The sequence below is a fragment of the Paracoccus sp. NBH48 genome (assembly GCF_015390265.1).
Taxonomy (GTDB): Bacteria; Pseudomonadota; Alphaproteobacteria; order Rhodobacterales; family Rhodobacteraceae; genus Paracoccus; species Paracoccus marcusii.
Map to the genome: position 1 here is coordinate 339228 of NZ_VUOJ01000001.1, position 25470 is coordinate 364697.

Sequence of the window (25470 nt, forward strand, 5' to 3'; positions counted from 1 at the left end):
TGCGGATTTGCGGAAGAAAGGGGAATGCTGGCAAAAGGGTTTTGCGTTTTTGCAAAGGACGGCGATGGATTGGGATGATCTGCGCATCTTTCTGGCCGTCGCACGGGCCGAGAGCCTGTCGGGCGCCGGGCGCAGGCTGGCGATGGACGCATCGACCGTCGGCCGCCGCATCGCGCGGCTGGAGGCGTCGGTCGGGGCGGCGCTGTTTCTCAAGACACCGGGGGGCTATCAGCTGACCGCCGAAGGGTCGCGCCTGATGGCCCCGGCCGAGGCCGCCGAACGCGCCGCCACCGCCGCCGCCGAGGCCGTCAGCGGGGATGCAGGCCTGTCGGGACAGCTGCGCATCGGGGCGCCCGACGGCTGCGCGAACTATCTGCTGCCGCAGGTCGCGCGCGACCTGTGCGCCGCCCATCCGGGGCTGGAGATTCAGATCGTGGCCCTGCCGCGCGTCGTGAACCTGACCCGGCGCGAGGCCGACATGGCCATCGCCGTGTCGCCGCCCGACACGGGGCGGCTGATGGTCCAGCGGCTTGTCGACTATCACCTGCACCTGGCGGGGCATGACGATTACCTGTCGCGCCACCCGCCGCTGGACCGGCTGGAGGATTTGCGCGGACATCGGATGATCAGCTATATCCCCGACATGATCTTCGACCGCGAGCTGGACTATCTGTCCGCGACTGGGTTCGAGGCGGCCCAGATCAGCAGCAATTCCGTGGCGGTCCAGATGCAGGCCGTGCGCGCCGGGGCGGGCCTTGGCATCGTGCATGATTTCGCGATCCCCTTTGCCCCGGGGGTGCGCCGCGTGCTGACCGGACGCATCGCGCTGAAACGCAGCTTCTGGCTGATCCGGCATGCCGACGACCGCGCCTCGCGCCGGCTGACCCTGCTGGCCGAGGCGGTGGCCCAAGGCATCCGCACCGAGGTCGCCCGACTGGAGGGGCAGCTTTCCGCGGCCCCCGATGGTCGCACTTGACGCGAACCGATTTGGCGAAAATGATGAAGGGGAACAAGTCCGAGGGAGGCCCGTGATGCTGGTCAAACAGTTGCTGTCGATGAAGTCCGACAATGCCAAGCCGTGGATCGATTCCGCGACGATCGTGACCATCGCGCCGACCACCACCCTGGGCGAGGCCGCGACGCTGCTGGCCGAAAAGCGCATCGGCGCGGTGGTCGTGTCTACCGATGGCCGGAGGCCCGAAGGCATCCTGTCCGAACGCGACATCGTCCGTCAGCTGGGCAAGCACGGACCCGAAGTGCTGTCCCAGCCCGTCAGCGGCGTGATGACCACCCAGGTCCAGACCTGCACCACCGGAGAGGACGCGCTGACCATCCTGGAGCGCATGACCCAGGGGCGGTTCCGCCACATGCCGGTGGTGGACGGTCAGGGCGACATGCTGGGCGTGATCTCGATCGGTGATGCGGTCAGCGGGCGCCTGAAGGAGCTGGCGGCCGAAAAGGAAGCCCTGACCGGGATGATCATGGGCAGCTGACGCATCGTCGCAGCCGTTCACGATCTTGCAATCCGGGGTCAAATGCGGTTTGCCTTGGGGTCAGGACCATGACCCCAAGGACGCGACATCCATGCGCATCGGCCTTTATCCCGGAACCTTCGATCCGATCACGCTTGGACATATCGACATCATCCAGCGCGCGATGGCGCTGGTCGACCGTCTGGTGATCGGCGTCGCGATCAACCGCGACAAGGGCCCGCTGTTCGACCTGGAGGCGCGCGTGGCCATGGTTCAGGCCGAATGCGACGCCATCGTCGCCAAGACCGGCGGAGAGATCGTCGTCCACCCGTTCGAGAACCTGCTGATCGACTGTGCCCGCGACGTGGGCGCCAGCATCATCGTGCGCGGCCTGCGCGCGGTGGCCGATTTCGAATACGAATTCCAGATGGTCGGCATGAACCGTGCCCTGGACAGCAGCATCGAGACCGTCTTCATGATGGCCGACGCCCGGCGCCAGGCCATCGCCTCCAAGCTGGTCAAGGAGATCGCGCGCTTGGGCGGGGACGTGTCGAAATTCGTCACCCCCCCGGTCGCGGACGCGCTGCTGCGCCGCTATGGCTAGCCGCGCCCGATGAAGGGCATGTTGGTCGCCATCAGCGTCATGAACTGAACATTCGCGCCCTGGGGCAGCGTGGCCATGTGCCAGACGGCATCGGCCACGGTGGCGACGTCGATCACCGGTTCGGCATCGGGATCGCGGGCGGCGGCCTCGCGCAGCAACTGCGTCGCGGCATTGCCCACGTCGATCTGGCCGCAGGCGATGTTCACCGCGCGCCCGTCCAGCGACAGGCTGCGCGTCAGGCCGGTCACGGCATGCTTGGACATCGTATAGGCGACCGACCCCGCCCGCGGCGCATGGGCCGCGACCGAGCCGTTGTTGATGATCCGCCCGCCCTGGGGCGACTGCGCCCGCATTGCCGCAAAGGCCGCGCGCGCGCAGAGGAACATGCCCGTCACATTGGTCGCAATCACGTCACGGAAATCGTCCGGCGACAGATGGTCGGGATCGGCCAGCGGGGCGGCGCGTCCGGCATTGTTGAACAGGACATCCAGGCGGCCCCAGCTGCGGACGGCCTGCGCGAATGCCGCCTCGACCGCGGCGTCGTCGGTGATGTCGCAGGGCAGGACCAGCGCGCCGTCATGCCCGTCGGCGGTCTGGTGCAGGGGTTCGGGCCTGCGCCCGACCAGCCCCACGCGCCAGCCGCGGTCCAGGAACAGCCGCGCCGTGGCCTGCCCGATGCCGCTGCCGGCGCCCGTGATCAGAATGCTTTTCATCATTTTCTCCCGTGATCGCCTATCCCGTGACGGGCCCGCCCGCATGGGCACCCGTCGCCGTTCCGCGGTTCGCGCGCATTGGACCCGCATCGCAGGGGGACCGCAATCCATGAAAAAGGCCCGCGAAACGCGGGCCTTGTCGGGACGGGTGGCAGGGGCCGATCACTCGGTCGGCGGGGCCAGCTTCTTGGTGCCGCCGTTGTTCAGCGGGTCTTCCTGGCGCTGGACCGAACCCTCGAAATGGGCGCCCGATTCGATGGCGATGGTCTTGTGGATGATGTCGCCCTCGACCCGCGCGGTGGCGGTCAGGCGGACCTTGAGGCCGCGCACGCGACCGATGACGCGACCGTTGACGATGACGTCGTCGCCGACGATTTCGCCCTTGATGGTGGCGGTTTCGCCGATGGTCAGCTGATGGGCGCGGATGTCGCCTTCGACCGTGCCCTCGATCTGGATGTCGCCCTGCGTCTTGATGTTGCCCGTCACCGTCAGGTCGGCCGACAAAATCGAGGGTGCCACGCGCGCACGGGGTGCGGCGGCCGGTGCCTGCGCCTCGGGGGTGCTGCGCTCGGGCGCGACGGGGGCCGCCTGCGGGGCTGCGTCGGGGGTCGGGCGGGTCTCGGTCACGCGGGTCTTACTGAACATTGTCTGCTGCCTTGATGAAGCTCATCGGGTCCACGGCCCGACCGTTCATGCGCACTTCGTAATGCAGATGCGGCCCGGTCGAGCGTCCGGTATTCCCCATATCACCGATCCGGTCGCCTTGCGACACCCGATCGCCAACTTTTACATGGATGCGGCTCAGGTGGGCATAGCGGGTCTCGGTGCCCAGCTCGTGGCGGATCTTGATCAGGTTGCCGTAGGCGCCGCTGCGCCCGGCAAAGGTCACGACCCCGTCGCCCGTGACGTGGATCGGCGTGCCGACGGGACCGGCCATGTCGATGCCCTCGTGCATGCGACCCCACCGGCGGCCGAAGCCCGAGGTATAGCGGAAGTTGTCGGTGACCGGCATGGCCAGCGGCAGCTTCTCGATCGCGATGCGATAGGTGTTCATCTGGTCCAGCGTGACGATGATCTGGCGGGCCTTCAGTTCGGTGTCGGTCAGCGCCGCGTTGCCGCGGGTCGAATAGGACATCGGCGTCAGCGGTCCGCCCTGCCCGGAATAGCCGCTGCGGATGGTGCGCCAGAACCTCGTCCGGGTTCATGCCGACATTGCGGAAGACCTCGTCCAGGGGGGCCACGGACACGGTCACGGCGTCCTCCAGCTGGGTCAGGATCTCGTCGTTGCGGGCCAGGATCTGGTCGCGCTCGACGGTCAGCTCCTGTGCGGTCAGCTTGGCGGCCTCGGCCTCCTCGACGGCTTCGGACCGCTGGTCGGCCGAACTGCGCAGCTCTCCCGACAGGATGTCCAGCGCGACCGAGAATTCCTCGGTCCGGTCGGGGGCGGGGGTCGTGCCCGCATCGGCGGCGGCGACGGCGGTGTCGCGATCGGCCAGCGTGTCGCGCAGCGTGGACTGGACGGCAGCCAGGCCGGTCTCCATCTCGCGGCGGCTCTCCTCGGAGGAGAGGAGCTGCGACTGCATCTGCGAGACCTGGTCCAGCGCCACGGCAAAGCGCGACTGCGCGGCCAGCGCCTCGGCGGCGCGGGCGTCGCGTTCGGCCTGCAGCTCGGCCAGGCGCTCCTCGAAGGCGGCCTGGCTGCGCTGGATCTGTTCGCGGGTGTTGCCCGAGCTGACGGCGTCGATGACCAGGAAGGAACTGGCCACCAGCGTCCATCCGAAGACCAGCGTGATGCCGCTGATGCCGACCATCTGGGTCACGGGGCGCAGGCGGACAAAGCGTGTCGTATCATCCGAGCGAAGGAAAAGGCGTTGCTCCGGCAGCCACTTTTCCAGCGACGCGTTCAGTCGATCCATCACCGTCATTGTCAGATACTGTCCCTCGAAGGCACGCCGTTGTCAGCAGTTCGGCGGGTTGTTCCGTTCGGTCACGGGTAAACAGCAGCTGTGCCTTCTTGGCAACAAGACCCTACGGTCTGGTTCCCCGCATTGGCGGAACCCTGCCTTTATCGGCAAGGATCCGCCAATCGTGCAACCTGGGGGCGAGAAACCTAAGTGATTTCATAGGGCAGGGGGCCATCGCGATCCGCGGGGATTCGCAGCGGCCGGTCGATCGGCGGGACCGAGCGCTGATGGCAGTCCGGGCGCGGGCAGATCCGGCACGAGATCCCGATGGGCTGATAGGCGCGCGGCTTGGTCAGGTCCAGCCCGTCGGCATAGACCAGCCCGCCCGCATGCGCGACCTCGACCCCCAACCCGATGGCAAATCGGCGGACCGGCGCGTTGAAGGCGCCTGCATGCTTCGAGACGTCGCGTGCCAGCAGCAGGTAGCGGACCCCGTCCGGCGTCTCTGCCAGCTGGCGCAGGAAGCGGCCTGGCTGCTCGAACGCTTGGTGGACGTTCCACAGCGGGCATGCACCGCCAAAGCGGGCGAATTGCAGGCGGGTCGCGGAATGGCGCTTGGTGATCGTGCCCGCCTGATCGACGCGCACGAAGAAGAACGGCACCCCCTTGGCGCCCGGCCGCTGCAGCGTGGACAGCCGATGCGCGACCTGTTCCAGCGACGCGTCGAACAAGTGCGACAGCCGTTCCAGGTCATGGCGTTCGGCCTGAGCCGCGGCCATGAACGCGCGATAGGGCATCAGCGCGGCGCCGGCGAAATAGTTGGCCATGCCAAGGCGGGCGATCTGGCGGGCGGTGGGGCTGCGAAAGCGCGCCAAATCCAGGGTCGCCTCCAGCAGGTCGGACTGGCGTTCCAGGGCGACCAGATGCAGCAGCTGGAACAGGCGGGTCGGCGCCTCGGCCGCGGCATTGACCAGCAGCCGGTCGCCGTCGCGACGGAAGACCGCGTTGGCAGGCAGCTCGGTCAGCTGGACACGGATGCCCTTGGTGGCCAGGGCTGCGACCGCCATCGCCCAGAGGTCGCCCCGCCGCCCGTCGGGGCAGGCAAAGCGTTCGGCCGCACGGTCGACGGCGTCGATGTAGTTGTCGCAATAGTGGAAAAAGTCACGAACTTCTTCCCATGGCGTCGACAGGCTGTTCTGGCTGGCGGCGCCGATCGCCTCGTCCAAGGCGGCCAGGCGTTCCTGGCCTTCGCGATGGGCGCGGTACAGGTCCAGGAAGGCGCGTGCCAGCACCGGGGCATTGGTCGCGGCCAGGCGCAGGTCGGCCAAAGGGGGTGCCGCATCGAACAGCGGGTCGGCCAAAGCCTCCTGCATGTCGATGACCATCCGTTCGGCATCGCCCGCGGCCAGGGTGGTCAGGTCGACGCCGAATTCCTGCGCCAGGCGCAGCAGGACGCCCGCGCTGATGGGACGGTGGTTGTTCTCCATCTGGGACAGATAGGGCAGGGACACGCCCAGCTTTTCGGCAAAGCGGCGTTGGGTCAGGGCGGCCCGGGCGCGGGTTTCGCGCAGCGCGCTGCCGGCATAGATCTTTTGTGTCGCCACGTCCCGTCCCCCGTTTGCAAAGCCGGTTCTAGCGGTTGCAAAGGCGGTCGGGCAAGAGGTTCAGCCCTGCAGGGCCAACTGACGTTCGCGGCGCAGCACCCAGGTGATGGCCAGCAGCCCGCCCAGGGCGGAGGCGCACATGATCGCCAGCAGGGGCGTGGCGCCGCTGCCCGGTTGCAGCAGCGCGCCCGCCAGCGCCGAAAGTGCTGCGCCGCCGGCCACGGCCAAGGCGCCGCCCAGGCCCGACGCTGTCCCGGCCAGTTCGGGGCGCACGCTCATCATGCCGGCATTGGCGTTGGGCAGGACCATGCCGTTGCCCAGCCCCATCAGCGCGATGGCGCCGAAGAAGACAAGCGGGTGCACCACGCCCGACAGGTCGACCAGCAGCGCGGCCGACAGCGCGACGAGGCAGATGACCGCACCGATCAGGATCATCCGGTTCAGGCCCATGACCGGAGAGAAGCGCGCCGACAGGAAGTTGCCCAGCAGATACCCGATCGAGGGCGCCGCGAACCAGTAGCCCACCTGGGCGGGGGTCAGGCCGAAGACCTGTTCCCCGACAAAGGGTGCGCCGCCCAGATAGGCGAAGAACGCCCCCGACGACAGGGTCGCGGCCAGGCAATAGCCCCAGAACCGATGCGATCGGGCAAGGATTGGATAGTTGACCATCTGGGCGCGCAGGCTCATCCCGCCGCCACGGACCGTCTCGCCCATGTCGCGATAGGCCAGCGCCAGGACGGCGATGCCCAGAAGGCCCATGACGGCGAAGTTGGCCTGCCAGCCGAACAGCTCGTCCAGGACGCCGCCGAAGACGGGGGCCATCATCGGCACGACGGCCATGCCCATCGTGACGTAGCCCAGCATCGAGGCGGCGCGATCGCCGTCATAGAGGTCGCGGATCACGGCGCGCGGGACCAGCATGCAGACGGTGATGACCGACTGCGCCAGCCGGAAGACCAAGAAGGTGGTGGCCGTGGTCGCCAGCAGCGTGCCGACGGTGGCCAGCAGGAAGCCGATCAGCCCCCATATGACCACGGGCCGGCGGCCAAAGCGGTCGCTGAGCGGGCCGCCCAGCAGCTGAAGGACCGCGCTGGCCCCGATATAGGCCGAGACCGACAACTGCATCACGCCGTAATCGACCTGGAAATCGCGCGCCATGCCGGGCAGCGAGGGCAAAAAACACGTTCATCGACAGCGCGGACACCCCGGACAGGGCGACGAGGGTCAGAAGATGGGGGGGCGTGCGCATGGTCGGACCTTTCGAGGGCGGAATGCACGATCTGCAAAACCTCCGCGCGAAATCCATAGCGCGGCTGCGGGGGGATGCGCCAGATGGATTGCGTCCCGCGCAGCGAGCCGGGGGGCCGGCCCCCCGGACCCCCCGCCGGCGGGGGCGGCGCCCCCTCCGGGCCACCCCCGCGATCAGCCGAAGTCGTGGAAGATGAACCAGGCGCCCAAGCAGATCAGGGAGAAGCCCACGCCGTGCTGCCAGCCGATCCTCTCGCCCAGATAGACCCAGGAGAAGATCGCGAAAACCGAGAGGCTGATGACCTCCTGGATGGTCTTGAGCTGAGCGGCGCTGAAATAGCCGTAGCCGATGCGGTTCGCGGGCACCTGCATCAGGTATTCGAAGAAGGCGATGCCCCAGCTGATGAAGATCACCGTCACTAGGGGGGCGGTCTTGAACTTGAGGTGACCGTACCACGCGACGGTCATGAAGATGTTCGAGGCCAGCAGCAGGCCGATCGTGGCGACGGGAACCGGCAGGGTCATCGGATCAGTCCCACTGGCTCTGGCGGTCGCGGGCAAGGTTGCCGAAGCGGGTGAACTGACCCTCGAAGGCCAGCTCGACCGTGCCGATGGGGCCGTGGCGCTGCTTGCCCAGGATCACCTCGGCCTTGCCGTGGACGTTCTCCATCACTTGCTGCCAGCGGGCCATCGCGTCCAGGTCGCTGTCCGAGGGCTTTTCGCGTTCCTTGTAGTATTCCTCGCGGAACACGAACATCACGATGTCGGCGTCCTGCTCGATCGAGCCGGATTCGCGCAGGTCCGACAGCTGCGGGCGCTTGTCCTCGCGGTTCTCGACCTGGCGCGACAGCTGGGACAGGGCGATGACGGGGATGTTCAGCTCCTTGGCCACGGCCTTGAGGCCCTGGGTGATCTCGGACACCTCGTTCACGCGGCTGTCCTTGGCGGTCGCGGCCTTCAAGAGCTGAAGGTAGTCCACGATCAGCACGTCCAGCCCATGCGTGCGCTTCAGCTTGCGGGCGCGGGCGGCCAGCTGGTTGATGGGCAGGGCGGGCGTGTCGTCGATGAACAGCGGGCAGTTCTGCAGCGCATGCGCGGCCTCGACGAAGCGGCGGAATTCGCCCTCGTCCATGTTGCCGCTGCGGATGCGTTCGGATGGCACCTCGGCGGCCTCGGACAGGATGCGGGCGGCCAGCTGTTCGGCCGACATCTCGAGGCTGAAGAAGCCCACGACGCCGCCCTCGATCGAGCCCTGGGTGCCGTCGGGCTTTTCGCCCAGCTTGTGAGACTTGGCGATGTTGAAGGCGATGTTGGTCGCCAGCGCGGTCTTGCCCATCGACGGGCGGCCGGCCAGGATGATCAGGTCCGAATTGTTCAGACCGCCCATCTTGCCGTCCAGGTCGATCAGCCCGGTGGAAATCCCCGACAGCTTGCCGTCGCGCTGATAGGCGGCGTTGGCCACCTGAACCGCGCCGGTCACGGCCTTGAGGAAGGACTGGAACCCGCGTTCGGCCACCCCGGCCTCGCCCAGCTTGTAGAGCGTCTGTTCCGCGGCCTTGATCTGCTCCTCGGCGTCATCGCCGACCTCGACGGTGGCGGCGCGGGCGGCGATGTCCTGGCCCAGGGTCATCAACTCGCGCCGCAGGGCGAATTCGCGGATCATCTGGGCATAGTCGCGCGCGGCATAGGCGCTGATCGCCGCCGCTGCCATGCGCGCCAGATAGGCCGGGCCGCCCAGTTCCTTCAGGCCGTCGTCGTTCTCAAGGAAGGCCTTGATCGTGACGGGGCTGGCCAGCGCGTTGCGGCGGATGCGTTCGGCGCAGATGTCGAAGATGCGGGCATGGACCGGGTGATAGAAATGGTCCGACTTGATGATCTGGCTGACCCGGTCGAACACGTCGTTGTTGGTCAGCAGCGCGCCCAGCAACTGCTGCTCCGCCTCCAGCGAAAAGGGGATGGCCTGCTTGTCCTCGGGCCCGTCGGCCTGTCCGGGAACGATGAAATGCGCGCTGGTGACGGTGAGAGTGCTCATGGTCTGCCTGCCCCTTCGTTGGTTGCGGTCCAGATTAAACCGAAGCGGCCGGCCGCGTCATGGGGCCGGCCGCAGTTTGTTGGGGATAACCCCGGATCAGCCGTTTGCCGCCTGCCAGGCGCGGGGGTCGGTCAGGAACGCGTCGACCTCGGTCAGGGTCGCGTCGTCGAAGGCCCCCTGGGCGCGGGCTTCGGCCAGGACGTCCCACCAGGTGCACAGGTGGTGCAGCGCCACGCCGTGATCGGCCAGCCGCTGCGTGGTCTCCGGAAAGATGCCATAGTAGAAGATCACCGCCGTATGGGCGCAGGTCGCGCCCGTCTCGCGGATCGCGTCGACAAAGGACAGCTTGCTGCCGCCGTCGGTGGTCAGATCCTCGACCAGCAGGACCCGCTGGCCCTCGGTCATCACGCCCTCGATCCGGGCGTTGCGGCCGTAACCCTTGGGCTTCTTGCGCACATAGGTCATCGGCAGGCCCAAGCGTTCGGCGACCAGCGCGCCGAAGGGGATGCCGCGGTCTCGCCGCCCGCGACATTGTCGAAGGCCTCGAACCCCGCGTCGCGCATGACCGTCGCGGCCATGAAATCCATCAGCGTGGCGCGGACGCGCGGAAAGCTGATGATGCGGCGGCAATCGACATAGGTCGGCCCCTTGAGACCGGACGCATAGGTGAAGGGCTGGGCCGCGTTGAAGTCGACGGCCTTGATTTCCAGCAGCATCCGGGCGGTCAGGCGGGCGATCTCCTCGCGCGCGGGGAAGGTCAGGCTCATTGGTCCTCCAGATGCCAGAACAGCGGGAAACCGGGGTCGAAGACGGTGACGGTCTCGTCGCCCGCAGTGATCTGCGCCGGATAGTCGACGGCCGTGTCGCGGCGCGTCAGGGTGATGCGGTCCTCGTTCGGCGCCATGCGATAGAAGGCTGCGCCGTTCAGGCTGGTGAAGGCCTCCAGCCGGTCCAGCGCACCGTCGTCCTGGAACACCTGCGCCAGGATCGACATGGTGTTCGGCGCCGTGAAGCAGCCCGCGCAGCCGCAGGGCTGAAGCTTCGCCGCGTCCGTGTGCGGCGCGCTGTCGGTGCCCAGGAAGAACCGCGCATCTCCGCTGGTCGCGGCCTCGCGCAGCGCCAGGCGGTGGGATTCGCGTTTCGCGACCGGCAGGCAGTAGTAATGCGGCCGGATGCCCCCCGCCAGGATGGCATTGCGGTTGATGACCAGGTGATGCGTGGTGATCGTCGCGCCCAGGTCGTCGCCGCCCGCGCGGGCGTAATCGACGCCCTGCGAGGTCGTGATATGCTCCATCACAACGCGCAGCCCAGGCGTGCGGCGGCGCAGCGGGTCCAGGACCGTGTCGATGAACACGGCCTCTCGGTCGAAGATATCGACAGACGGGTCGGTGACCTCTCCGTGCACGCACAGCGTCACGCCGGCCTCGGCCATCGCCTCCAGCACGGGCTGGACGCGGTCGAAATCGGTCACGCCCGATGCGCTGTTCGTGGTGGCACCCGCCGGATACAGCTTGACCGCGCGGATGATCCCGTCCCGGAACGCGCCCACGACATCGGCCGCGTCCGTCGCGTCGGTCAGGTACAGCACCATCTGCGGGTCCAGCGCGGCACCCTGGGGCAGGGCGGCGCGGATGCGGTCGCGATAGGCGGCGGCCTGGGCGCCGGTCGTGACCGGCGGCACCAGATTGGGCATGATGATCGCGCGGCCGAATTGCGCGGAATGCGGCGCGACCGCGGCCAGCATCGCGCCGTCGCGCAGATGCAGGTGCCAGTCGTCCGGGCGGCGAAGGGTCAGCGTCTGTGTCATGAGGCTGCCTCTAACCACGGCAGCACCGTCTTGCCAAGCAGCCGCGTTCAGATTTCGGGAACCCTGTCCGAAAGTCGCGGTTGAGTGTCTGCGCCATGGGGCGCAATGTGGCTTTGCCGGGCAGTTCCTGTGATGGCAGCCGAAAGGACCCTCGCCGATGAACCCGATGATGCCGATGATTCTTCCCGCAGCCCAGGCCCGGCTTGCGTCCCAGTTCGCGCGGATCGCGATCGAATCGAACATGGTGATCGGGCTGCGCATGGCGGGGATGATGGGCCTGATGGTCCAGGCCCCCGGAGAGCCGTTCCGCATGGTCGCCGAAAAGCAGGCTGCGGTATCGGAATCGCTGTTCGCGATGGCCAGCGCCGGGATGCGTGGGCACAGCGCCGAACGCATGCTGTCGGCCGGCATGCGTCCCTATGCCCGACGGACCCGCGCAAATTCCCGGCGCCTGTCCGCGGTCAAGGCCGGCTGAGGCGGAACAAGCCGTGCATCCGCCCCGTTGGTCCATGACGCAACATCGGGATGGAGCGGGCGGATGAAGACGGCACTGATCACCGGCGGCGCACAGGGCATCGGCAGGGGCATCGTGACCCGCCTGCGGTCAGACGGCTGGCGCGTCGCGGTTTTCGATCTGGATGCAGAGGCGCTGGATGAGATCGGCGCGGCCGATCCCGGCCTGTTGGCCCTGCCCATCGATGTCGGCGACGAACGGCAGGTGGCGCAGGGAATGCTGGCCCTACAGGGCTGGCTGAAGGGGGCAGGTCTGAACCTGGTGGTGTCGAATGCGGGCATCGCCGACCCGGTCAGCGGCCCCATCGAGGATCTGAGCCTTGAGGACTGGCAGCGGTGGCAGGACAGCCACGTGACCGGGGCGTTTCTGGTGATCCGCGCGACGGTGCCCCTGCTGCGTCAGGCGCGGGGCAGCATCGTCACGATGGCATCGACCCGTGCGCTGCAATCGGAACCCGACACCGAGGCCTATGCCGCGGCCAAGGGCGCGCTGGTCGCGATGACCCATGCGCTGGCGGTCAGCCTGGGGCCCAAGGTGCGCGCGAACTGCATCCTGCCCGGCTGGATCGACACAGGGCCGTGGCAGAAGACCGCGAACCGCAGCGATGCGGACCATTCCGACGCCGACCGCAATCAGCATCCCGTGGGCCGCGTCGGCCGGGTCGAAGATATCGCCGGGCTGGTCGCGTGGCTGGCCTCGGACGAGGCCGGGTTCGTGACGGGCCAGCGTTTTGTGGTCGATGGCGGCATGACGGTGCGGATGATCTATGCCGACTGAATGTGGCGTCTTGCCATGAAAAAGGGCCCCGCAACGGGGCCCTTTCCTTTGGCACGGCAGAGGTGTCAGATCAGTTTGCCCATCGCCACGGCCGTGTCCGACATGCGGTTCGAGAAGCCCCATTCGTTATCGTACCAGGTCAGGATGCGGACCATGCGGCCCTCCATGACCTTGGTCTGGTCCATGTGGAAGATCGACGAATGCGGGTCGTGGTTGAAGTCGGACGACACCAGCGATTCCTCGGTATAGCCCAGGACGCCCTTCAGCGGGCCGTCGGCGGCCGCCTTGATGGCACCGTTGATCTCGGCGACCGAGGTGTCGCGGCTGGCCTCGAACACCAGGTCCACGACCGAGACGTTGGGCGTCGGCACGCGGATGGCCACGCCGTCTAGCTTGCCCTTCAGTTCCGGCAGGACCAGCCCCACGGCCTTGGCGGCCCCGGTCGAGGTCGGGATCATCGACAGCGCCGCGGCGCGGGCACGGTACAGGTCCTTGTGCATCGTGTCCAGCGTCGGCTGATCGCCGGTATAGCTGTGGATCGTGGTCATGAACCCGCGGTCGATGCCGATCGTGTCGTTCAGGACCTTCGCCACCGGCGACAGGCAGTTCGTCGTGCAGCTGGCGTTCGAGACGACCAAGTCGTCCTTGGTCAGCGTGTCGTGGTTCACGCCATAGACGATGGTCTTGTCCGCGTTCTCGCCCGGGGCCGAGATCAGGACGCGCTTGGCACCGGTGGACAGATGCGCCTGCACCTTTTCCTTGGAGGTGAACAGGCCCGTGCATTCCATGATCACGTCGACATCGCCCCAGGGCAGTTCGGCCGGGTTGCGGATCGCGGTGACCTTGATCGGGCCGCGGCCCACGTCGATGCTGTCGCCCGACACCGTGACCTGTGCCGGAAAGCGTCCGTGGACGCTGTCATAGCGCAGCAGGTGGGCGTTGGTCTCGACCGGGCCAAGATCGTTGATGGCGACGACCTCGATATCGGTGCGGCCCGATTCGATGATTGCGCGCAGGACGTTGCGACCGATCCGGCCGAAGCCGTTGATGGCGACCTTGACTGCCATGGGTATCCCTCTCGAGCAGGTGATGGTTGCCCGTGGTGTAGCGTGGCGGCAGGGGGCGATGCAAATGCCGAAACGGGCAGCGCCCCGCCCGTCAGCGCCAGAAGCTGAGATACTCTATCAACCGATCCATCGCTCGCGCGGCCATCAGCGGCAGGTGTCCGTCCAGCCACACATGGTCCACGGCAAAAGGCCGCGGCGATCAGCAGCAGCAGGGCAATCGCGATCTGGTTGGTCATCTGCGCCTCCGGTCGTCGGGGTTATCGCGCGGGGACCTGCCCGCGCCAAGACCCTATTCGTCGTCCTGCGGCATCTTCAGGGTCAGCTGACCCGCCTCCTGCAGGCGGCGGATCGCGCTGATGACCTCGGTCATTGCCTCCTCGACATCCTTGGGGCGGGGCTTGCCCAAGGCCTCCCGCTCTTCTCGCAGGCCGTCGGACATGCGCTGCGACAGGTTCGACAGGATGAATTCCGCGGCAGCCGCATCGGCCTCGGCCGGGGCAGCCAGGGCGCGCACCAGCGTGGTCTGATCCAGTTCGCGGACGATCTTGGGCACCTCGCGGGGTTCGATCCGGGTGGGGATATGGGCAAAGATGAAGATCGCCTTGCGCACGCCATCCGCGAATTCCATGTCGCGTTCGTCCAGCGCGCCCAGCACGTCATCGCGCAGATCGGCGGTGGCAAAGTTCAGGATCGCGCCCATGCGGTCGCAGGCCGGCGTGGCGATGGCGGGCTTGGGCAGCGCCTCGGCCGCCTGCAGCAGCACCAGCCCGACCCGGCGCAGCGCCGCGGGCGTCACGCCCGAGGTCATCGACATCGCCTGCGCCACCACGCGCGCCCGGTCGCGGGGCAGGGCGATGAAGGTGGCCGATGCCGCCTCGACCGGCAGCTTGGACAGCATCAGCGCCACCAGTTCGACGGATTCGGCAGTCGCCAGCGCGATCAGGGATTCCTTGGGCAGGTTGCACAGGCGCACCCAGGGGTCGGACTGTCCGGTGATCGCCGCGGTACGCCGCAGGGCGTCAGAGCTGTCGTCCGACAGCCGTGCGCCCAGCATGGCCAGCGTGCCGTCCAGATCGCCCGGAAAGGTGACGCCGACCGATTCCAGCCGATCGCAGAATTCGGTGATGACGGCGTCGCGGGTGTTGCGGTCGATCAGCTCCATCCCCGCCATCTCCTGCGCCAGCAGGGTCTGGGCATTGGGGTTCAGGCGGTCCAGTCCCGCGACCTCGTCATCGTCCAGCAGAAGGCGCACGATCACCGCCGCCTTCTGCCGCTGGTTCAGCCCTGTCTGGCCCGTCATCGCCGCCTCCGTCATCGCATCCGACGGCAGATTGCCACGACAGCCTTAACGCAAGGTTGACGGCGACCCGAAATTACAGCGGGTCGGCGCCGAAAACGCGGGCAAAGATCGTATCGACATGCTTGGTGTGATAGCCCAGATCGAACTTCTCGTTGATCTCGTCCGGGGTGAGGGCGGCGGTCACCTCGGCATCGGCCAGCAGTTCGGTGCGGAAATCGGCGCCCTTTTCCCAGACCTTCATGGCGTTGCGCTGAACCAGGCGATAGCTGTCCTCGCGCGACACGCCGGCCTGCGTCAGGGCCAGCAGCACCCGCTGGGACATGACCAGACCCTTGAACTGGTTCATGTTGCGCAGCATGTTTTCTGGATAGATCACCAGCTTCTCGACCACGCCCGCCAGGCGGTGCAGCGCGAAATCCAGCGTGATGGTCGTGTCCGGCCCGATCGCACGCTCGACCGAGGAATGGCTGATGTCGCGCTCGTGCCACAGGGCGACGTTCTCCATCGCGGGGATGACCGACATGCGCACCAGCCGCGCCAGACCGGTCAGGTTCTCGGTCAGGACGGGGTTGCGCTTGTGGGGCATCGCTGACGAGCCCTTCTGACCGGGGCTGAAGAACTCCTCGGCCTCCAGGACCTCGGTGCGCTGCATGTGGCGGATCTCGATGGCGATGTTCTCGATGCTGGAGGCGATCACACCCAGGGTGGCAAAGAACATCGCATGGCGGTCGCGCGGGATGACCTGGGTGCTGATCGGTTCGGGGCGCAGGCCCAGCTTCGCACAGACATGCTCCTCGACGGCGGGGTCGATATTGGCAAAGGTGCCCACCGCGCCGCTGATCGCGCCGGTTGCGATCTCCTCGCGCGCGGCCTGCAGGCGCGCGCGGCCGCGGGCCATCTCGGCGTAAAAGCGTGCGAAGGTCAGGCCCATGGTGGTCGGTTCGGCGTGGATGCCGTGGCTGCGGCCGATGCGGACGGTGTCCTTGTGTTCATGCGCGCGGGCCTTCAGCGCGGCCAAAACCCGGTCCATGCCCGCCAGCAGCAGGTCGCTGGCGCGGACCAGCTGCACGTTCAGCGTGGTGTCCAGCACGTCGCTGCTGGTCATGCCCTGGTGGACGAAACGCGCCTGGTCGGCGCCCACATGTTCGGCCAGATGCGTCAGGAAGGCGATGACGTCATGCTTGGTGACGGCCTCGATCTCGTCGATGCGGGCCACGTCGAACTGGACGTCGCGGGCCTTCCAGACGGCCTCGGCATTCTCGCGCGGGGATCACGCCCAGATCGGCCTGCGCATCGCAGGCATGGGCCTCGATCTCGTACCAGATGCGGAACTTGGTCTCGGGGGACCAGATGGCGACCATTTCGGGGCGGCTGTAACGCGGGATCATGGCGGGCTCCTTTTGCTGGGTCGGGGCATAGCGGGGCAGGGGGGCGGGGGCAAGTTTTCATGCGCCCCGGCTGGCTTTGCGGGAACATTCCCCGCGCAAGGGGGTTCGGTGGCAACAGACGCGACAACCGACCGGAGATTGCCATGCGCCGCCCCCAGACCCCCCGCCCGCCCCTGACCGAGGCCGACCGCACCAGCCAGACCCGCTTTGGTCCGCGCCCTGTGCCTGCCGGCCATCGTGGCCCGCAGCCGCGCCGCACGGACGACACCTCGACCGTCGCCAAGGCCGTGGTCTGGGCCGGCGTCGCGCTGGGCATGGCCGGGGTGACGGCCGCCGCGGCCATCGCCGCGCGCAAGCTGGCCGGAACGGACGATGCGCCCCGCCTGGCCTATCGCCCGGCAGCAGCCCCCCGGTTCGCCCATCTGGAAGAGGACGAGCGCGAGGCGATGCGCCGCCGCGTCCGTGCCCAGGCCCGCGAGGACAACGCCCATGCCGCCCGCCTGCGCGCCAAGGCGTCGCGCGGCCGCAGCGGCAATTTCGCCAAGGACCTGACGCGCACCGCAACCGACCTGTCGGACGGTCTGAACGGCGTCGCGCAGTCGCTGGCAGGGGCGTTCCAGTCGTTCCGCGGCGTCTCCAGCCAGGCGACGACCATCGTGGGCGATTTCGTGGCCGCTGCCGATCAGCTGCGTGCCATCCTGAATGGCGCGCCTGGTCCCAATCCGGGCCCCGTCCAGCAGCGTGCCCCGCGCCCGCAATCCGACGACACCCGGATCTGATCCGCCCATCAGGGACGACGCATGACCCAAGGGACCGGCATTCGCGACGCCTTGTTCGGCCCGCTGGATGACGACACGAAACGACGTTTCGGCCTGATGGCCGATGACCCCCGCCCCGGTGCCCGCCAAGCGGATGCCGGGGCTTCGCGACATGACGCGGGCCGACCTGCTGGCGGTCGCGAAGTCGACGTTTCGCCAGATCGGCGACGATCGCGTCACGTCGGTGTCCGGGGGCGTCACCTTCTTCGGCCTGCTGTCGCTGTTCCCGGCGATCACCGCCTTCGTGTCGCTGTACGGGTTGTGGGCGGACCCCTCGACCATCCAAAGCCATCTGGAACTGATCGAACCGCTGCTGCCTGAAAGCTCGCTGGAGATCATCCGCGCACAGGTCGTGTCCATTGCCTCAGCCTCGACGGGCGCGCTGTCCCTGGCCGGGGTCGTCGCGCTGCTGATCGCGTTCTATTCGGCGAATGGCGGGATGAAGGCGCTGCTGTCGGCGCTGAACGTCGCATTCTTTCAACGTGAGACGCGCGGCATCGTGCGTCTGAACCTGGTGGCGATGTGCTTTACCATCGGCGGGTTGGCGATGATTGCGCTGATGCTGGCGGTGATCGCGGTCGTGCCCATGCTGCTGCGGCTGTTGCCCATCGGCTGGGGGGCCGAGACGATCCTGGCCGTGATCCGCTGGCCGCTGATGCTGGGCCTGCTGATCGCGGCGCTGGCGGCGGTCTATCGCTGGGGGCCCGCGGCGCCCAAGTCACGCTGGCGCTGGATCTCTCCGGGCGCGGTCTTTGCCGGGCTGGCGCTTGTCGCGACCTCGATGCTGTTTTCCTGGTACGCGGTGAATTTCGGCAATTACAACGAGACCTACGGATCGCTGGGTGCGGTGGTCGCACTGATGACCTGGCTGTGGCTGAACGCGACGATCGTGCTGGTCGGGGCCGAGATCAATTCCGAACTGGAACGCCACCTGAAACATATGGCAGGCTTGCCCGACGACCGTCCCCTGAAGCGCGAGGCCCGATGACCCTGTCCCCTTACATCCCCTTGGGGTTCGCCATCGCGCTGGAGGTTCTGGGCACGACGCTGTTGCAGCGCTCGGAACAGTTCACGCGGCTGGCGCCCACGGTGGGGATGGCCGTCTGCTATCTGGCCAGCTTCTACCTGCTGTCGGTCAGCCTCAAGGTGCTGCCCCTGGGCGTGGCCTATGCCATCTGGAGCGCATTCGGCGTGGCCCTGGTCGCGATGATCGGGCTGGTCGTGTTCGGCCAGCGGCTGGACCTGCCGGCGGTGATCGGGCTGTGCCTGATCGTCGCCGGGGTCGTCGTCATCAACGTGTTCTCCCGTACCGTCGGGCACTAACGCTCGGTCAGCTTTAGTTCGATCCGGCGGTTCAGGGCGCGGGCTTCGGGCGTGTCCTGGGTCGCGATGGGGCGGGTGTCGGCAAAGCCCGTCGGCGCCAGGCGCGCGGCCGGAAAGTCCAGATCGTCGGACAGATAGCGTACCACGGCCAGGGCGCGGGCCTGGCTCAGTTCCCAGTTGTCGGCATAGCGGCCGGTCCCCGACAGGGGCAGGTTGTCGGTATGCCCGTCGACGCGGATGATCCAGTCGATTTCGGGCGGGATCTCGTCGGCGATGTCGCGCAGCAGGGTGGCAAGCCCGGCGACCTGTTCGCGGCCGGCCTGGGACAGGGTGGCCTCTCCAGGGGCGAACAGCACTTCGGACTGGAACACGAAGCGGTCGCCCACAACCTGCACGCCCTCGCGCCCCGACAGGATCTGCGACAGCCGGCCAAAGAATTCGGACCGATAGCGGGCCAGGTCCTGGGCCTCGGCCTCGGCCGCAAGGCGGGCCTCCTCTTCCAGCGCGAGGCGGGCGCGGGTTTCCTCGGCGGCGCGGACAAGGGCGGCGTTCAACTGCTGGCCCAGGTCGGACACGCGCAGCTCTGCATCCGCCTGCTCCTGCCCCGCTGCATCCAGCAGCGCCTGCAACGACCCCAGCTGAGAGCGCAGCTGCGCCACCTGTTCGTTCAGCGCCGCCACCCGGCGCTGGCTGTCCTGCGACAGGTCCTCCTGATCGGCCAGCTCCGCCCGCGCGGTGGCCAGCAGGGCGGCCTGACGCTCGGCCTCGGACAGCTGGGCCTGGGCCTGCGTCTCCGCCGCGTCGCGGGCGGCATTCGCGGCGGCCAGCAGGGTCAGCGTCTCCTCCGCCTCGCGGCGACGCTCCTCCAGGGCCAGGGTCATGGCGGTCAGTTCGGCATCCGCCCCCTCCAGCCGCTCGCGCAGCAGCGCTGCGGCTTCGGCCTCGGCCAGGCGGGTCTGTTCGGCCTCGGTCAGGCTGGCCTGGGTCCGGTCCAGCTGCGCCTGCTGCTGGCCGACCTGAGCGCGCAGGTCCGCGGCCAGCGCCTCCAGCGCGTCGCGGCGGGCGGCGGCAAGGCGCGCGGCCTCGGCCTGCGCGTCGGTCTCGGACCGGGCGGCCGCGACAGCCAGTTCCGCGGCCGATGCGCGGTCCTCTGCCTGATCCAGCTGCGTCTCCAACGTCTCAAGCCGCGCCTGACCCTGCGTCCGTTCGGCCAGCAGGGCAGCGACCTCGGCCTCGAAGTCGGTCAGGCGGGTGCGCGCCTCGGCCAGCTGGGTCTCTCCGGTGGCCAGCTGGCTGGACAGGCGGGCGATGCGGGCGGCACGGTCGCGGGCCTCCGCCTCGGCGCGGGCGGTTCGCTCGGCCTCGGTCTCCAGGGACCGGGTCAGGTCGGCCTCGCGATCCTGGGACGCGTTCAGCGCCTGGCCCAGGGACGCGACCTGCGCGCCCAGTTCGTTCAGCTGGCGTTCCTGGCGCGAGATCACCTGACCCTGGTCGGTGATCGTCTCGTCCTGGGTGCTAATCGTGTCGTCCTGGGTGGTGATCTGTTCGCGCAGCACCCCCTGGACCACGGTAAAGATCGTCAGCACGAACATCAGCACCAGAAGCAGCGCCGTCATCGCGTCGACGAAGCCCGGCCATATCGTGGACGAGAAACGCTGTGCCGATGATCCGCGGGACAGGCGCATCGGTCTAGCCCTCGCCGCGGGCGGGGTCGCGGCCCAGCAGGTCGTCGCGGAACGGGTCGCCAAAGCGCGCGGCGCGGACCGCGCGGGTCAGCACCAGGATGTCGGCGCGCAGATCGGCCACCGCCTCGTTCCGGCCATTGGTCAGTTCGGTGGTCAGGCGGTCCAGCGCGGCCTCCAGCCGTGTCAGGTCGGGGGCGGGCGGCTGGTGATCGGCCAGCCGCGTCAGGGCTTGGGTCAGGCGTTCGGACTGGCCGTCGGGCGCGTCGCGGTCGGCCTGTGCCCGCTGGACCAGCGCGTCGATCGCCTGTGCCATGACCACGACGCGTTCGTCAGCCATCAGCGCGGCCTCGTCCCGCATGGCGTCGCGTTCGGCATGATAGGCCTGCAGGCGGTCCATCTGTCCCGCCATCTGGTCCAGGAACCCGGCCAGTGCCGCCTGATCGACACCGTCCCCATCACCCGAGGCGATGCTGATCCGGGTAAAGCCCGACATCCACTCCTCCAGCTCGCGATAGAACCGGTTCTGGCCGTGCGTCACGAAACAGCTCCAGAAGGCCCACCACCAGCGACCCTGCCAGACCCAGCAACGAGGAGGAGAATGCCGTCGCCATCCCGCCCAGCTGCGATTCAAGGCCCGTCATCAGGTTCTGGAACAGGTCCAGCCCCGACTGTCCGTTTTCGGGCGACAGTGCCCGGATGGTCGCCACGACCGCCGGGATGGTTGTCGCAAGACCGTAGAATGTGCCCAGAAGCCCCAGAAAGATCAGCAGATTTGCCAGATAGCGGGTGATGTCGCGCGCCTCGTCGATGCGCGTCGCGACCGAATCCAGGATCGAGCTTGCGGCGCTGGCGCTGATCGCCTCTCCTCCGGGCCCGCGCGATCCCAGCAGGGCCGCCAGGGGGGCCAGCAGGCGCGGGGCCTCGTCCTGGGTGGTGCCGTTGCGGTCGGTGTCGCGGCGCCGGGCGGCGAACCGTTCGATCCAGCTGACCGACCGGGTCAGCTGCCCCACCTGCCAGAAGCAGGCCAGCACGCCCAGGGCAAAAACCGTCAGGATCAGTCCGTTCAGCCAGCGGTTCGCGTCGAAGATGGACAGGATCCGCCCATAGGCGAACCAGCCCCCCGCCAAAACCAGCCCCAGCACGATCAGCATCATCAGGATCTGCCGCACCGGTTGGGAAAAGCGCGGCGCGCCCGCCGCCCCGATCAGGGCCTTGTCCCGCGTGGCCGAGATGCGCCGGTTCGTCAGGGTCAGCCGCGAGGGCGCCCTGGGGTCGCCATGTGTCGGATCGCTCACCGGTAAATCCCCGTCCCATCGATGCTTTTGCTCGACTGTAGGACGGGGCGCCTCACTTGCCAAGCATTCCGACGGCGCGGGTCAGCTGGGCGGCGGCAACAGCGCCCGGACGGCATCGGACAGCGCGTCCAGATGGTCGTCGGGCATGCCGATCTGCGCCAGATGGGCGGCGGTGTTGAACAGGTATTCGGCATTCGGGCCGCGCCCGCCATGCGCCTGCGCGATGATGCGGGCCTGTTCGTCGGCGGGCAGGCCGCCGGCATATTGCCAGTGGTCGCGCCGCATCACATAGGCCAGCGCCTGCACCCGCCGACCGTCCTGCAGATCGACAGGCAGGATCGCCTCGCGATAGGCGTCGGTCACCAGTTCACGCGCGCGCAGGTCGGCCAGGACGCGGTCATGATCGCGGGGGCGGATGCGCAGGGCCACACCCTGGCACATGGCGCCGTCCTGCGGATCAAGGCCCAGCACAAGGCCGGGCACGGCCTCGGTCCCGCGATGCTGGATCGACCGCAGGCAGAAGCTGCGGGCATATCCGGCCAGGCGCGCATGCACGGTCTCGGCCGGATCGAAACCGGGGTTCCAGATCAGCGAGCCATAGCCGAAGACCCAATCGATGCGTTCCATTGTCCGTCCTTTCGGGGCACAAGGTAGGGCAGGACGGGGCGGGAAAAAAGGGCAGGGCGGGCATGCGCGGGATGGTGATCGGGACGGGACTGGTGCTGGCGCTGCTGGCGGGCGGCTGGCTGGGCGCCGAGACGCTGGCCAGCAACCGCGTGGCCGCACTGATCGCGCAGGACCCGGCGCTGCAGGCCGCATCGGTTTCGCCCCTGCGCGATCCGCGCCGGATCGGCGTCGCGCTGTCCGAACCGTCCTGGTCGGACCCGGGGCTTTCCATCAGCCTGCCTTGGGCGCGGCTGTTCCTGTCGCCGGCATCGCCGCTGACCGCGCGGCTGGACCTGCCCGACGGTGCGGCGGTGACCCAAGGCGGGCAGGTGATGCAGCTGGGCCTGTCTGCGCCCGTGGCCAGCATGGCCCTGTCGCCCCTGAACGGCATGGCGCCCAACCGGCTGGACGTGCAGGCCCGCGACCTGACGCTGGACGGCCAGCCCCTGGCGCAGGGCCTGTCGCTGCAGGCGCGGCTGGCGGGGCTGGGATCGGATGCGCCGCGTCCCGCGCGGGCGGCCTATGACCTTGATCTGGGACTGACCGACCTGCAGGTCGGTGGACTGGCGCAGCTGGGGCTGGATCCCGGTCCGATGCCCGGACCGCTGTCGGTCACGGGGCCGCTGCGGATCTGGCTGGACAGCACGCCCACGGTCACCGGCGACGCCGCGCCGCAGATCGTCGGCTGGCAGACCACCGGGCTGGACCTGCGCGCCGACACGATCGGCCTGCGCATCGTGGGGCGCCTGTCGCGCGACGACCAGGGCTTGGCCGAAGGGCAGGTGGCGCTGTATTCCGCAGACGCGGATGCGATGATCGGGATGGCAACCGGGCTGGGGCTGATCCCGGCGCAGGCCGCGATGCTGCTGCGGGCAGGACTGTCGCAGCTGTCGCGGGCGGAACTGGACGATACGCTGCCCGGCCCCGACTTTCCCGCAGCGGCCGAGGGCGAGCTGCGCGTGGCCGTCATCATGCGCGATGGCCAGCTAATCCTGGGCGGTGTGCCGATCGGCCCCGCCCCGGCGATCTAGCCCGCGGGTCGGGCGCCGGGGGTGCGGCCGAAATCGGGGGCCTCGGTGTCCTGTCCGGCCTCGATGATGCCGCGGCGGATCGCCCGCGTGCGGGTGAAGTAGTCGTGCAGTTGCTGGCCGTCGCCCATGCGGATCGCGCGCTGCAGGACGAACAGCTCCTCGGTGAAGCGGCCCAGGATGTCCAGCGTCGCCTCCTTGTTGTGCAGGAACACGTCGCGCCACATGGTCGGGTCGCTGGCCGCGATCCGGGTGAAGTCGCGGAAACCGGCGGCGGAATACTGGATCACCTCCTCGCCGGACACGCGGCGCAGGTGGTCGGCCACCCCCACCATCGTATAGGCGATCAGGTGCGGCGCGTGGCTGGTCACGGCCAGGACCAGGTCGTGATGGGGGGCGTCCATCCGGTCGGTCTTGGCGCCCATCGCGGTGATCAGCCGGTCCAGCCGCGCAAGCGCCTCCGGGTCGGTGTCGGGCAGCGGCGTCAACAGCCACCAGCGGTTGCGGAACAGGCTGGCAAAGCCCGCGCGGGGCCCTGAATGTTCGGTGCCGGCCAGCGGGTGTCCGGGGATGAAATGCACGCCTGCCGGCAGGCAGGGGGCGACCGCGTCGATGACCGACTGCTTGACCGAACCGACATCGGTGATCGTGGCACCGGGGGCCAGATGGGGCGCGATCTCGGCCATGACCTCGGCCATTGCGCCGACGGGGACGGCCAGCACCACCAGATCGGCGCCGGCCACCGCCAGGGCGGCGGTGTCGCAGACCTCGCACAGGCCGATCTCGCGTGCGGTGTCGCGCGTCGCCTGGCTGCGGGCATAGCCGGTGACGCGGCCGGCCAGGCCGCCATCACGAATGGCATGCGCCATCGATCCCGCGATCAGGCCCAGCCCGATCAGCGCTACCTTGTCATAGACCTGCGTCATTGCGCGCGCCCCTGCATGAAGTTGCCCAGGCAGTCCAGCACCCGCGTCACGGCCGCCTCGTCGCCCACGGTGATGCGCAGCGCGTCGGGCAGACCGTATCCGCCCACGCGCCGCACCAGGATGCCTTCGGCGCGCAGCGCCGCATCGGCCGCGGTCGCGGTCTGGGGGCTGTCAAAGCGGGCCAGCACGAAATTGGCAAAGCTTTCGTCGCAGCCGATGCCCATCTGGATCAGCGATTGCCGCATCCGGTCGCGCATCCGCGCGTTCAGCGCGATGCAGCGGTCGGTGAAGTCGCGGTCCAGGACGGCGGCACGTGCGGCCTCCATCTGGGCGTTGGACAGGTTGAAGGGCTGGCGGATGCGGTTCAGCACGTCGATGACCTCGCGCGCGGCATAGCCCCCATCCGATGCGCAGCCCGCCCAGGCCATAGGCCTTGGAGAAGGTCCGCGTCATGATCACGTTCGGATGCCGGTCGACCAGCGACGCGCCGCCGTCGAACCCGTCGGCGAACTCCGTATAGGCGCCGTCATGGACGAACAGCACCTGCGGCGGCAGGCCATCCACCAGGCGTTGCAACTCGTCCGCGCCCAGCATCGTGCCGGTCGGATTGGCCGGGTTCGCGATGAAGACGACGCGTGTGCGCTCGGTCACCACGGCCAGGATCGCGTCCACATCGACCCGGCGCGTGTCCTCCGGCACGGTCACCGGGATCGCGCCGACCATGCGTGCCAGGATGGGATACATCGAAAAGCCGTGCTCGGTCGTGATGACCTCGTCGTCCGGACCGGCAAAGGCCTGAACCACGAATTGCAGCACCTCGTCCGAGCCCACGCCGCAGATAATGCGGTCCGGATCCAGCCCGTGCACCTGCCCGATGGCCGCGCGCAGCCCCGCGTGATCGGTCGCCGGATAGCGGTGCAGATCGCCCGCCGCGCGGCGGAACGCGTCCTGGGCCGCGGGGCTGGGGCCAAGCGGGTTCTCGTTCGACGACAGCTTGAGCACGTCGTCGCGGCCCGCCAGCGTGCTTTCGCCGCTGACGTAAAGCGCGATATCCATGATGCCGGGCTGCACGGGGTCTGGGTCATGGGGGTCCATCCTTGTGTCCGGCCCCGTTTAGTGCCGTGCCGATGCCAAGGAAAGCCCCCAAACCGTCGCGTGCCGCATGCTTGGGCAAGGACGAAATCCGCTGCGTTGATCGGCGGGACGTCGACGTGGCGCAGCACGATACCATTGCCGTCACAGCGGATGACCGTGTCCCTATCAATGACGCGCAGATCCGCAATCCGATGGGGCCAACGC

At 68.4% G+C, this 25470-nt stretch carries 22 protein-coding genes and 5 pseudogenes; 9 read left to right on the top strand and 18 right to left on the bottom strand.

What is annotated here, in order from left to right; all coding sequences use genetic code 11:
- Positions 1–64 precede the first annotated feature (64 nt).
- The 3 genes from F1642_RS01620 (at position 65) to coaD (ending at position 2076) form a co-directional block, all read left to right on the top strand.
- A complete protein-coding gene (locus tag F1642_RS01620; RefSeq protein ID WP_194885300.1) occupies positions 65–976 on the top strand; it encodes a LysR family transcriptional regulator in 912 nt (303 codons plus the stop codon).
- 55 nt (positions 977–1031) lie between these two features.
- Complete coding sequence (locus F1642_RS01625) at positions 1032–1493, top strand: CBS domain-containing protein (protein WP_194885301.1); 462 nt, start codon at positions 1032–1034, stop codon at positions 1491–1493.
- 91 nt (positions 1494–1584) lie between these two features.
- On the top strand, positions 1585–2076 hold the full coding sequence (gene coaD, locus F1642_RS01630) for a pantetheine-phosphate adenylyltransferase (protein ID WP_045999505.1): 492 nt from the start codon (positions 1585–1587) through the stop codon (positions 2074–2076).
- Here the strand turns inward: coaD and F1642_RS01635 are convergent.
- From F1642_RS01635 to pyrC, 10 genes and pseudogenes are all read right to left on the bottom strand, one after another.
- The gene (locus F1642_RS01635; protein ID WP_139597759.1) at positions 2073–2789 is read right to left on the bottom strand and encodes an SDR family oxidoreductase; all 717 of its coding nucleotides are present in this window, start codon (positions 2787–2789) and stop codon (positions 2073–2075) included. The two genes, coaD and F1642_RS01635, sit on opposite strands and share 4 nt — an antisense overlap.
- A gap of 162 nt (positions 2790–2951) precedes the next feature.
- Positions 2952–3434 carry a polymer-forming cytoskeletal protein gene (locus F1642_RS01640; RefSeq protein ID WP_194885302.1) on the bottom strand — a complete coding sequence of 161 codons (483 nt, stop codon included), beginning with the start codon at positions 3432–3434 and terminating at the stop codon, positions 2952–2954.
- Complete coding sequence (locus F1642_RS16230; protein WP_370582740.1) at positions 3424–3924, bottom strand: M23 family metallopeptidase; 501 nt, start codon at positions 3922–3924, stop codon at positions 3424–3426. The genes F1642_RS01640 and F1642_RS16230 overlap by 11 nt, the downstream gene beginning before the upstream one ends.
- Positions 3925–4030: 106 nt before the next feature.
- Positions 4031–4714 (bottom strand): annotated as a pseudogene (locus F1642_RS16235) (DUF5930 domain-containing protein); the annotation flags it as partial.
- A gap of 185 nt (positions 4715–4899) precedes the next feature.
- The gene (locus tag F1642_RS01650) at positions 4900–6297 is read right to left on the bottom strand and encodes a helix-turn-helix transcriptional regulator (protein WP_194885303.1); all 1398 of its coding nucleotides are present in this window, start codon (positions 6295–6297) and stop codon (positions 4900–4902) included.
- 60 nt (positions 6298–6357) lie between these two features.
- On the bottom strand, positions 6358–7473 hold the full coding sequence (locus F1642_RS01655) for a multidrug effflux MFS transporter (protein ID WP_370582741.1): 1116 nt from the start codon (positions 7471–7473) through the stop codon (positions 6358–6360).
- Positions 7474–7719: 246 nt separating this feature from the next.
- Positions 7720–8070, bottom strand: coding sequence for a DMT family protein (locus F1642_RS01660; protein WP_045981166.1), 351 nt, complete (start codon positions 8068–8070; stop codon positions 7720–7722).
- Between the two features lie 4 nt (positions 8071–8074).
- A complete protein-coding gene (locus F1642_RS01665) occupies positions 8075–9577 on the bottom strand; it encodes a replicative DNA helicase (protein WP_084693681.1) in 1503 nt (500 codons plus the stop codon).
- Between the two features lie 96 nt (positions 9578–9673).
- Positions 9674–10344: pseudogene (locus F1642_RS01670) on the bottom strand (orotate phosphoribosyltransferase).
- Positions 10341–11384, bottom strand: coding sequence for a dihydroorotase (gene pyrC, locus F1642_RS01675; protein ID WP_045999500.1), 1044 nt, complete (start codon positions 11382–11384; stop codon positions 10341–10343). Before pyrC ends, F1642_RS01670 begins: the two are co-directional and overlap by 4 nt.
- A gap of 157 nt (positions 11385–11541) precedes the next feature.
- On the opposite strand from pyrC, the gene F1642_RS01680 reads away from it, so the two are divergent.
- Both F1642_RS01680 and F1642_RS01685 read left to right on the top strand, forming a co-directional pair.
- Entirely contained in the window at positions 11542–11859 is a 318-nt protein-coding gene (locus tag F1642_RS01680) for an antibiotic ABC transporter (protein WP_232303263.1), read from the top strand.
- A gap of 63 nt (positions 11860–11922) precedes the next feature.
- Positions 11923–12675, top strand: coding sequence for an SDR family oxidoreductase (locus F1642_RS01685; RefSeq protein WP_045999499.1), 753 nt, complete (start codon positions 11923–11925; stop codon positions 12673–12675).
- A gap of 65 nt (positions 12676–12740) precedes the next feature.
- Here the strand turns inward: F1642_RS01685 and gap are convergent, their stop codons facing one another.
- The 3 genes and pseudogenes from gap to purB all read right to left on the bottom strand — a co-directional run bounded on the left by gap (position 12741) and on the right by purB (position 16430).
- Positions 12741–13742 (bottom strand): type I glyceraldehyde-3-phosphate dehydrogenase, encoded by a 1002-nt coding sequence (gene gap, locus F1642_RS01690; protein ID WP_045981170.1) that lies wholly within the window; start codon positions 13740–13742, stop codon positions 12741–12743.
- 289 nt (positions 13743–14031) lie between these two features.
- Positions 14032–15042 (bottom strand): FliG C-terminal domain-containing protein, encoded by a 1011-nt coding sequence (locus tag F1642_RS01695; RefSeq protein ID WP_194885304.1) that lies wholly within the window; start codon positions 15040–15042, stop codon positions 14032–14034.
- A gap of 73 nt (positions 15043–15115) precedes the next feature.
- A pseudogene (gene purB, locus F1642_RS01700) lies at positions 15116–16430 on the bottom strand (adenylosuccinate lyase).
- A 143-nt stretch (positions 16431–16573) separates the two neighbouring features.
- Between purB and F1642_RS01705 the strand changes: the two are divergent.
- The 3 genes from F1642_RS01705 (at position 16574) to F1642_RS01715 (ending at position 18571) form a co-directional block, all read left to right on the top strand.
- Positions 16574–17209, top strand: coding sequence for a hypothetical protein (locus F1642_RS01705; RefSeq protein ID WP_194885305.1), 636 nt, complete (start codon positions 16574–16576; stop codon positions 17207–17209).
- Between the two features lie 103 nt (positions 17210–17312).
- Complete coding sequence (locus F1642_RS01710; protein ID WP_194885306.1) at positions 17313–18236, top strand: YihY/virulence factor BrkB family protein; 924 nt, start codon at positions 17313–17315, stop codon at positions 18234–18236.
- The gene (locus F1642_RS01715; protein WP_045981174.1) at positions 18233–18571 is read left to right on the top strand and encodes an SMR family transporter; all 339 of its coding nucleotides are present in this window, start codon (positions 18233–18235) and stop codon (positions 18569–18571) included. Before F1642_RS01710 ends, F1642_RS01715 begins: the two co-directional genes overlap by 4 nt.
- On the opposite strand, the gene F1642_RS01720 is transcribed toward F1642_RS01715, so the two are convergent.
- From F1642_RS01720 to F1642_RS01730, 3 genes and pseudogenes are all read right to left on the bottom strand, one after another.
- The gene (locus F1642_RS01720) at positions 18568–20256 is read right to left on the bottom strand and encodes a peptidoglycan -binding protein (RefSeq protein ID WP_194885307.1); all 1689 of its coding nucleotides are present in this window, start codon (positions 20254–20256) and stop codon (positions 18568–18570) included. The genes F1642_RS01715 and F1642_RS01720 overlap by 4 nt on opposite strands.
- A 4-nt stretch (positions 20257–20260) precedes the next feature.
- Positions 20261–21410 (bottom strand): annotated as a pseudogene (locus F1642_RS01725) (biopolymer transporter ExbB).
- Between the two features lie 222 nt (positions 21411–21632).
- Complete coding sequence (locus F1642_RS01730) at positions 21633–22178, bottom strand: gamma-glutamylcyclotransferase (RefSeq protein WP_194885308.1); 546 nt, start codon at positions 22176–22178, stop codon at positions 21633–21635.
- A gap of 62 nt (positions 22179–22240) precedes the next feature.
- On the opposite strand from F1642_RS01730, the gene F1642_RS01735 reads away from it, so the two are divergent.
- Positions 22241–23248, top strand: a complete 1008-nt coding sequence (locus tag F1642_RS01735; protein WP_194885309.1) for a DUF2125 domain-containing protein — start codon at positions 22241–22243, stop codon at positions 23246–23248.
- On the opposite strand, the gene F1642_RS01740 is transcribed toward F1642_RS01735, so the two are convergent.
- Together F1642_RS01740 and hisC are read right to left on the bottom strand one after the other, a co-directional pair.
- Positions 23245–24171, bottom strand: coding sequence for a prephenate/arogenate dehydrogenase family protein (locus F1642_RS01740; RefSeq protein ID WP_045981178.1), 927 nt, complete (start codon positions 24169–24171; stop codon positions 23245–23247). The genes F1642_RS01735 and F1642_RS01740 overlap by 4 nt on opposite strands.
- Positions 24168–25266: pseudogene (gene hisC / locus F1642_RS01745) on the bottom strand (histidinol-phosphate transaminase). Before hisC ends, F1642_RS01740 begins: the two are co-directional and overlap by 4 nt.
- Positions 25267–25470 lie beyond the last annotated feature (204 nt).

Coding starts and splice junctions, on each gene's coding strand:
- F1642_RS01625 (WP_194885301.1), top strand. CDS start 1,032: ATGCTGGTCAAACAGTTGCTGTCGATGAAGTCCGACAATGCCAAGCCG.
- F1642_RS01680 (WP_232303263.1), top strand. CDS start 11,542: ATGAACCCGATGATGCCGATGATTCTTCCCGCAGCCCAGGCCCGGCTT.
- F1642_RS01620 (WP_194885300.1), top strand. CDS start 65: ATGGATTGGGATGATCTGCGCATCTTTCTGGCCGTCGCACGGGCCGAG.
- F1642_RS01730 (WP_194885308.1), bottom strand. CDS start 22,178: ATGGAACGCATCGATTGGGTCTTCGGCTATGGCTCGCTGATCTGGAAC.
- pyrC (WP_045999500.1), bottom strand. CDS start 11,384: ATGACACAGACGCTGACCCTTCGCCGCCCGGACGACTGGCACCTGCAT.
- F1642_RS01705 (WP_194885305.1), top strand. CDS start 16,574: ATGCGCCGCCCCCAGACCCCCCGCCCGCCCCTGACCGAGGCCGACCGC.
- F1642_RS01640 (WP_194885302.1), bottom strand. CDS start 3,434: ATGTTCAGTAAGACCCGCGTGACCGAGACCCGCCCGACCCCCGACGCA.
- F1642_RS01715 (WP_045981174.1), top strand. CDS start 18,233: ATGACCCTGTCCCCTTACATCCCCTTGGGGTTCGCCATCGCGCTGGAG.
- F1642_RS01735 (WP_194885309.1), top strand. CDS start 22,241: ATGCGCGGGATGGTGATCGGGACGGGACTGGTGCTGGCGCTGCTGGCG.
- F1642_RS01695 (WP_194885304.1), bottom strand. CDS start 15,042: ATGACGGGCCAGACAGGGCTGAACCAGCGGCAGAAGGCGGCGGTGATC.
- coaD (WP_045999505.1), top strand. CDS start 1,585: ATGCGCATCGGCCTTTATCCCGGAACCTTCGATCCGATCACGCTTGGA.
- F1642_RS16230 (WP_370582740.1), bottom strand. CDS start 3,924: ATGTCCTATTCGACCCGCGGCAACGCGGCGCTGACCGACACCGAACTG.
- F1642_RS01665 (WP_084693681.1), bottom strand. CDS start 9,577: ATGAGCACTCTCACCGTCACCAGCGCGCATTTCATCGTTCCCGGACAG.
- F1642_RS01660 (WP_045981166.1), bottom strand. CDS start 8,070: ATGACCCTGCCGGTTCCCGTCGCCACGATCGGCCTGCTGCTGGCCTCG.
- F1642_RS01635 (WP_139597759.1), bottom strand. CDS start 2,789: ATGAAAAGCATTCTGATCACGGGCGCCGGCAGCGGCATCGGGCAGGCC.
- F1642_RS01740 (WP_045981178.1), bottom strand. CDS start 24,171: ATGACGCAGGTCTATGACAAGGTAGCGCTGATCGGGCTGGGCCTGATC.
- gap (WP_045981170.1), bottom strand. CDS start 13,742: ATGGCAGTCAAGGTCGCCATCAACGGCTTCGGCCGGATCGGTCGCAAC.
- F1642_RS01710 (WP_194885306.1), top strand. CDS start 17,313: ATGACCCCCGCCCCGGTGCCCGCCAAGCGGATGCCGGGGCTTCGCGAC.
- F1642_RS01720 (WP_194885307.1), bottom strand. CDS start 20,256: ATGCGCCTGTCCCGCGGATCATCGGCACAGCGTTTCTCGTCCACGATA.
- F1642_RS01685 (WP_045999499.1), top strand. CDS start 11,923: ATGAAGACGGCACTGATCACCGGCGGCGCACAGGGCATCGGCAGGGGC.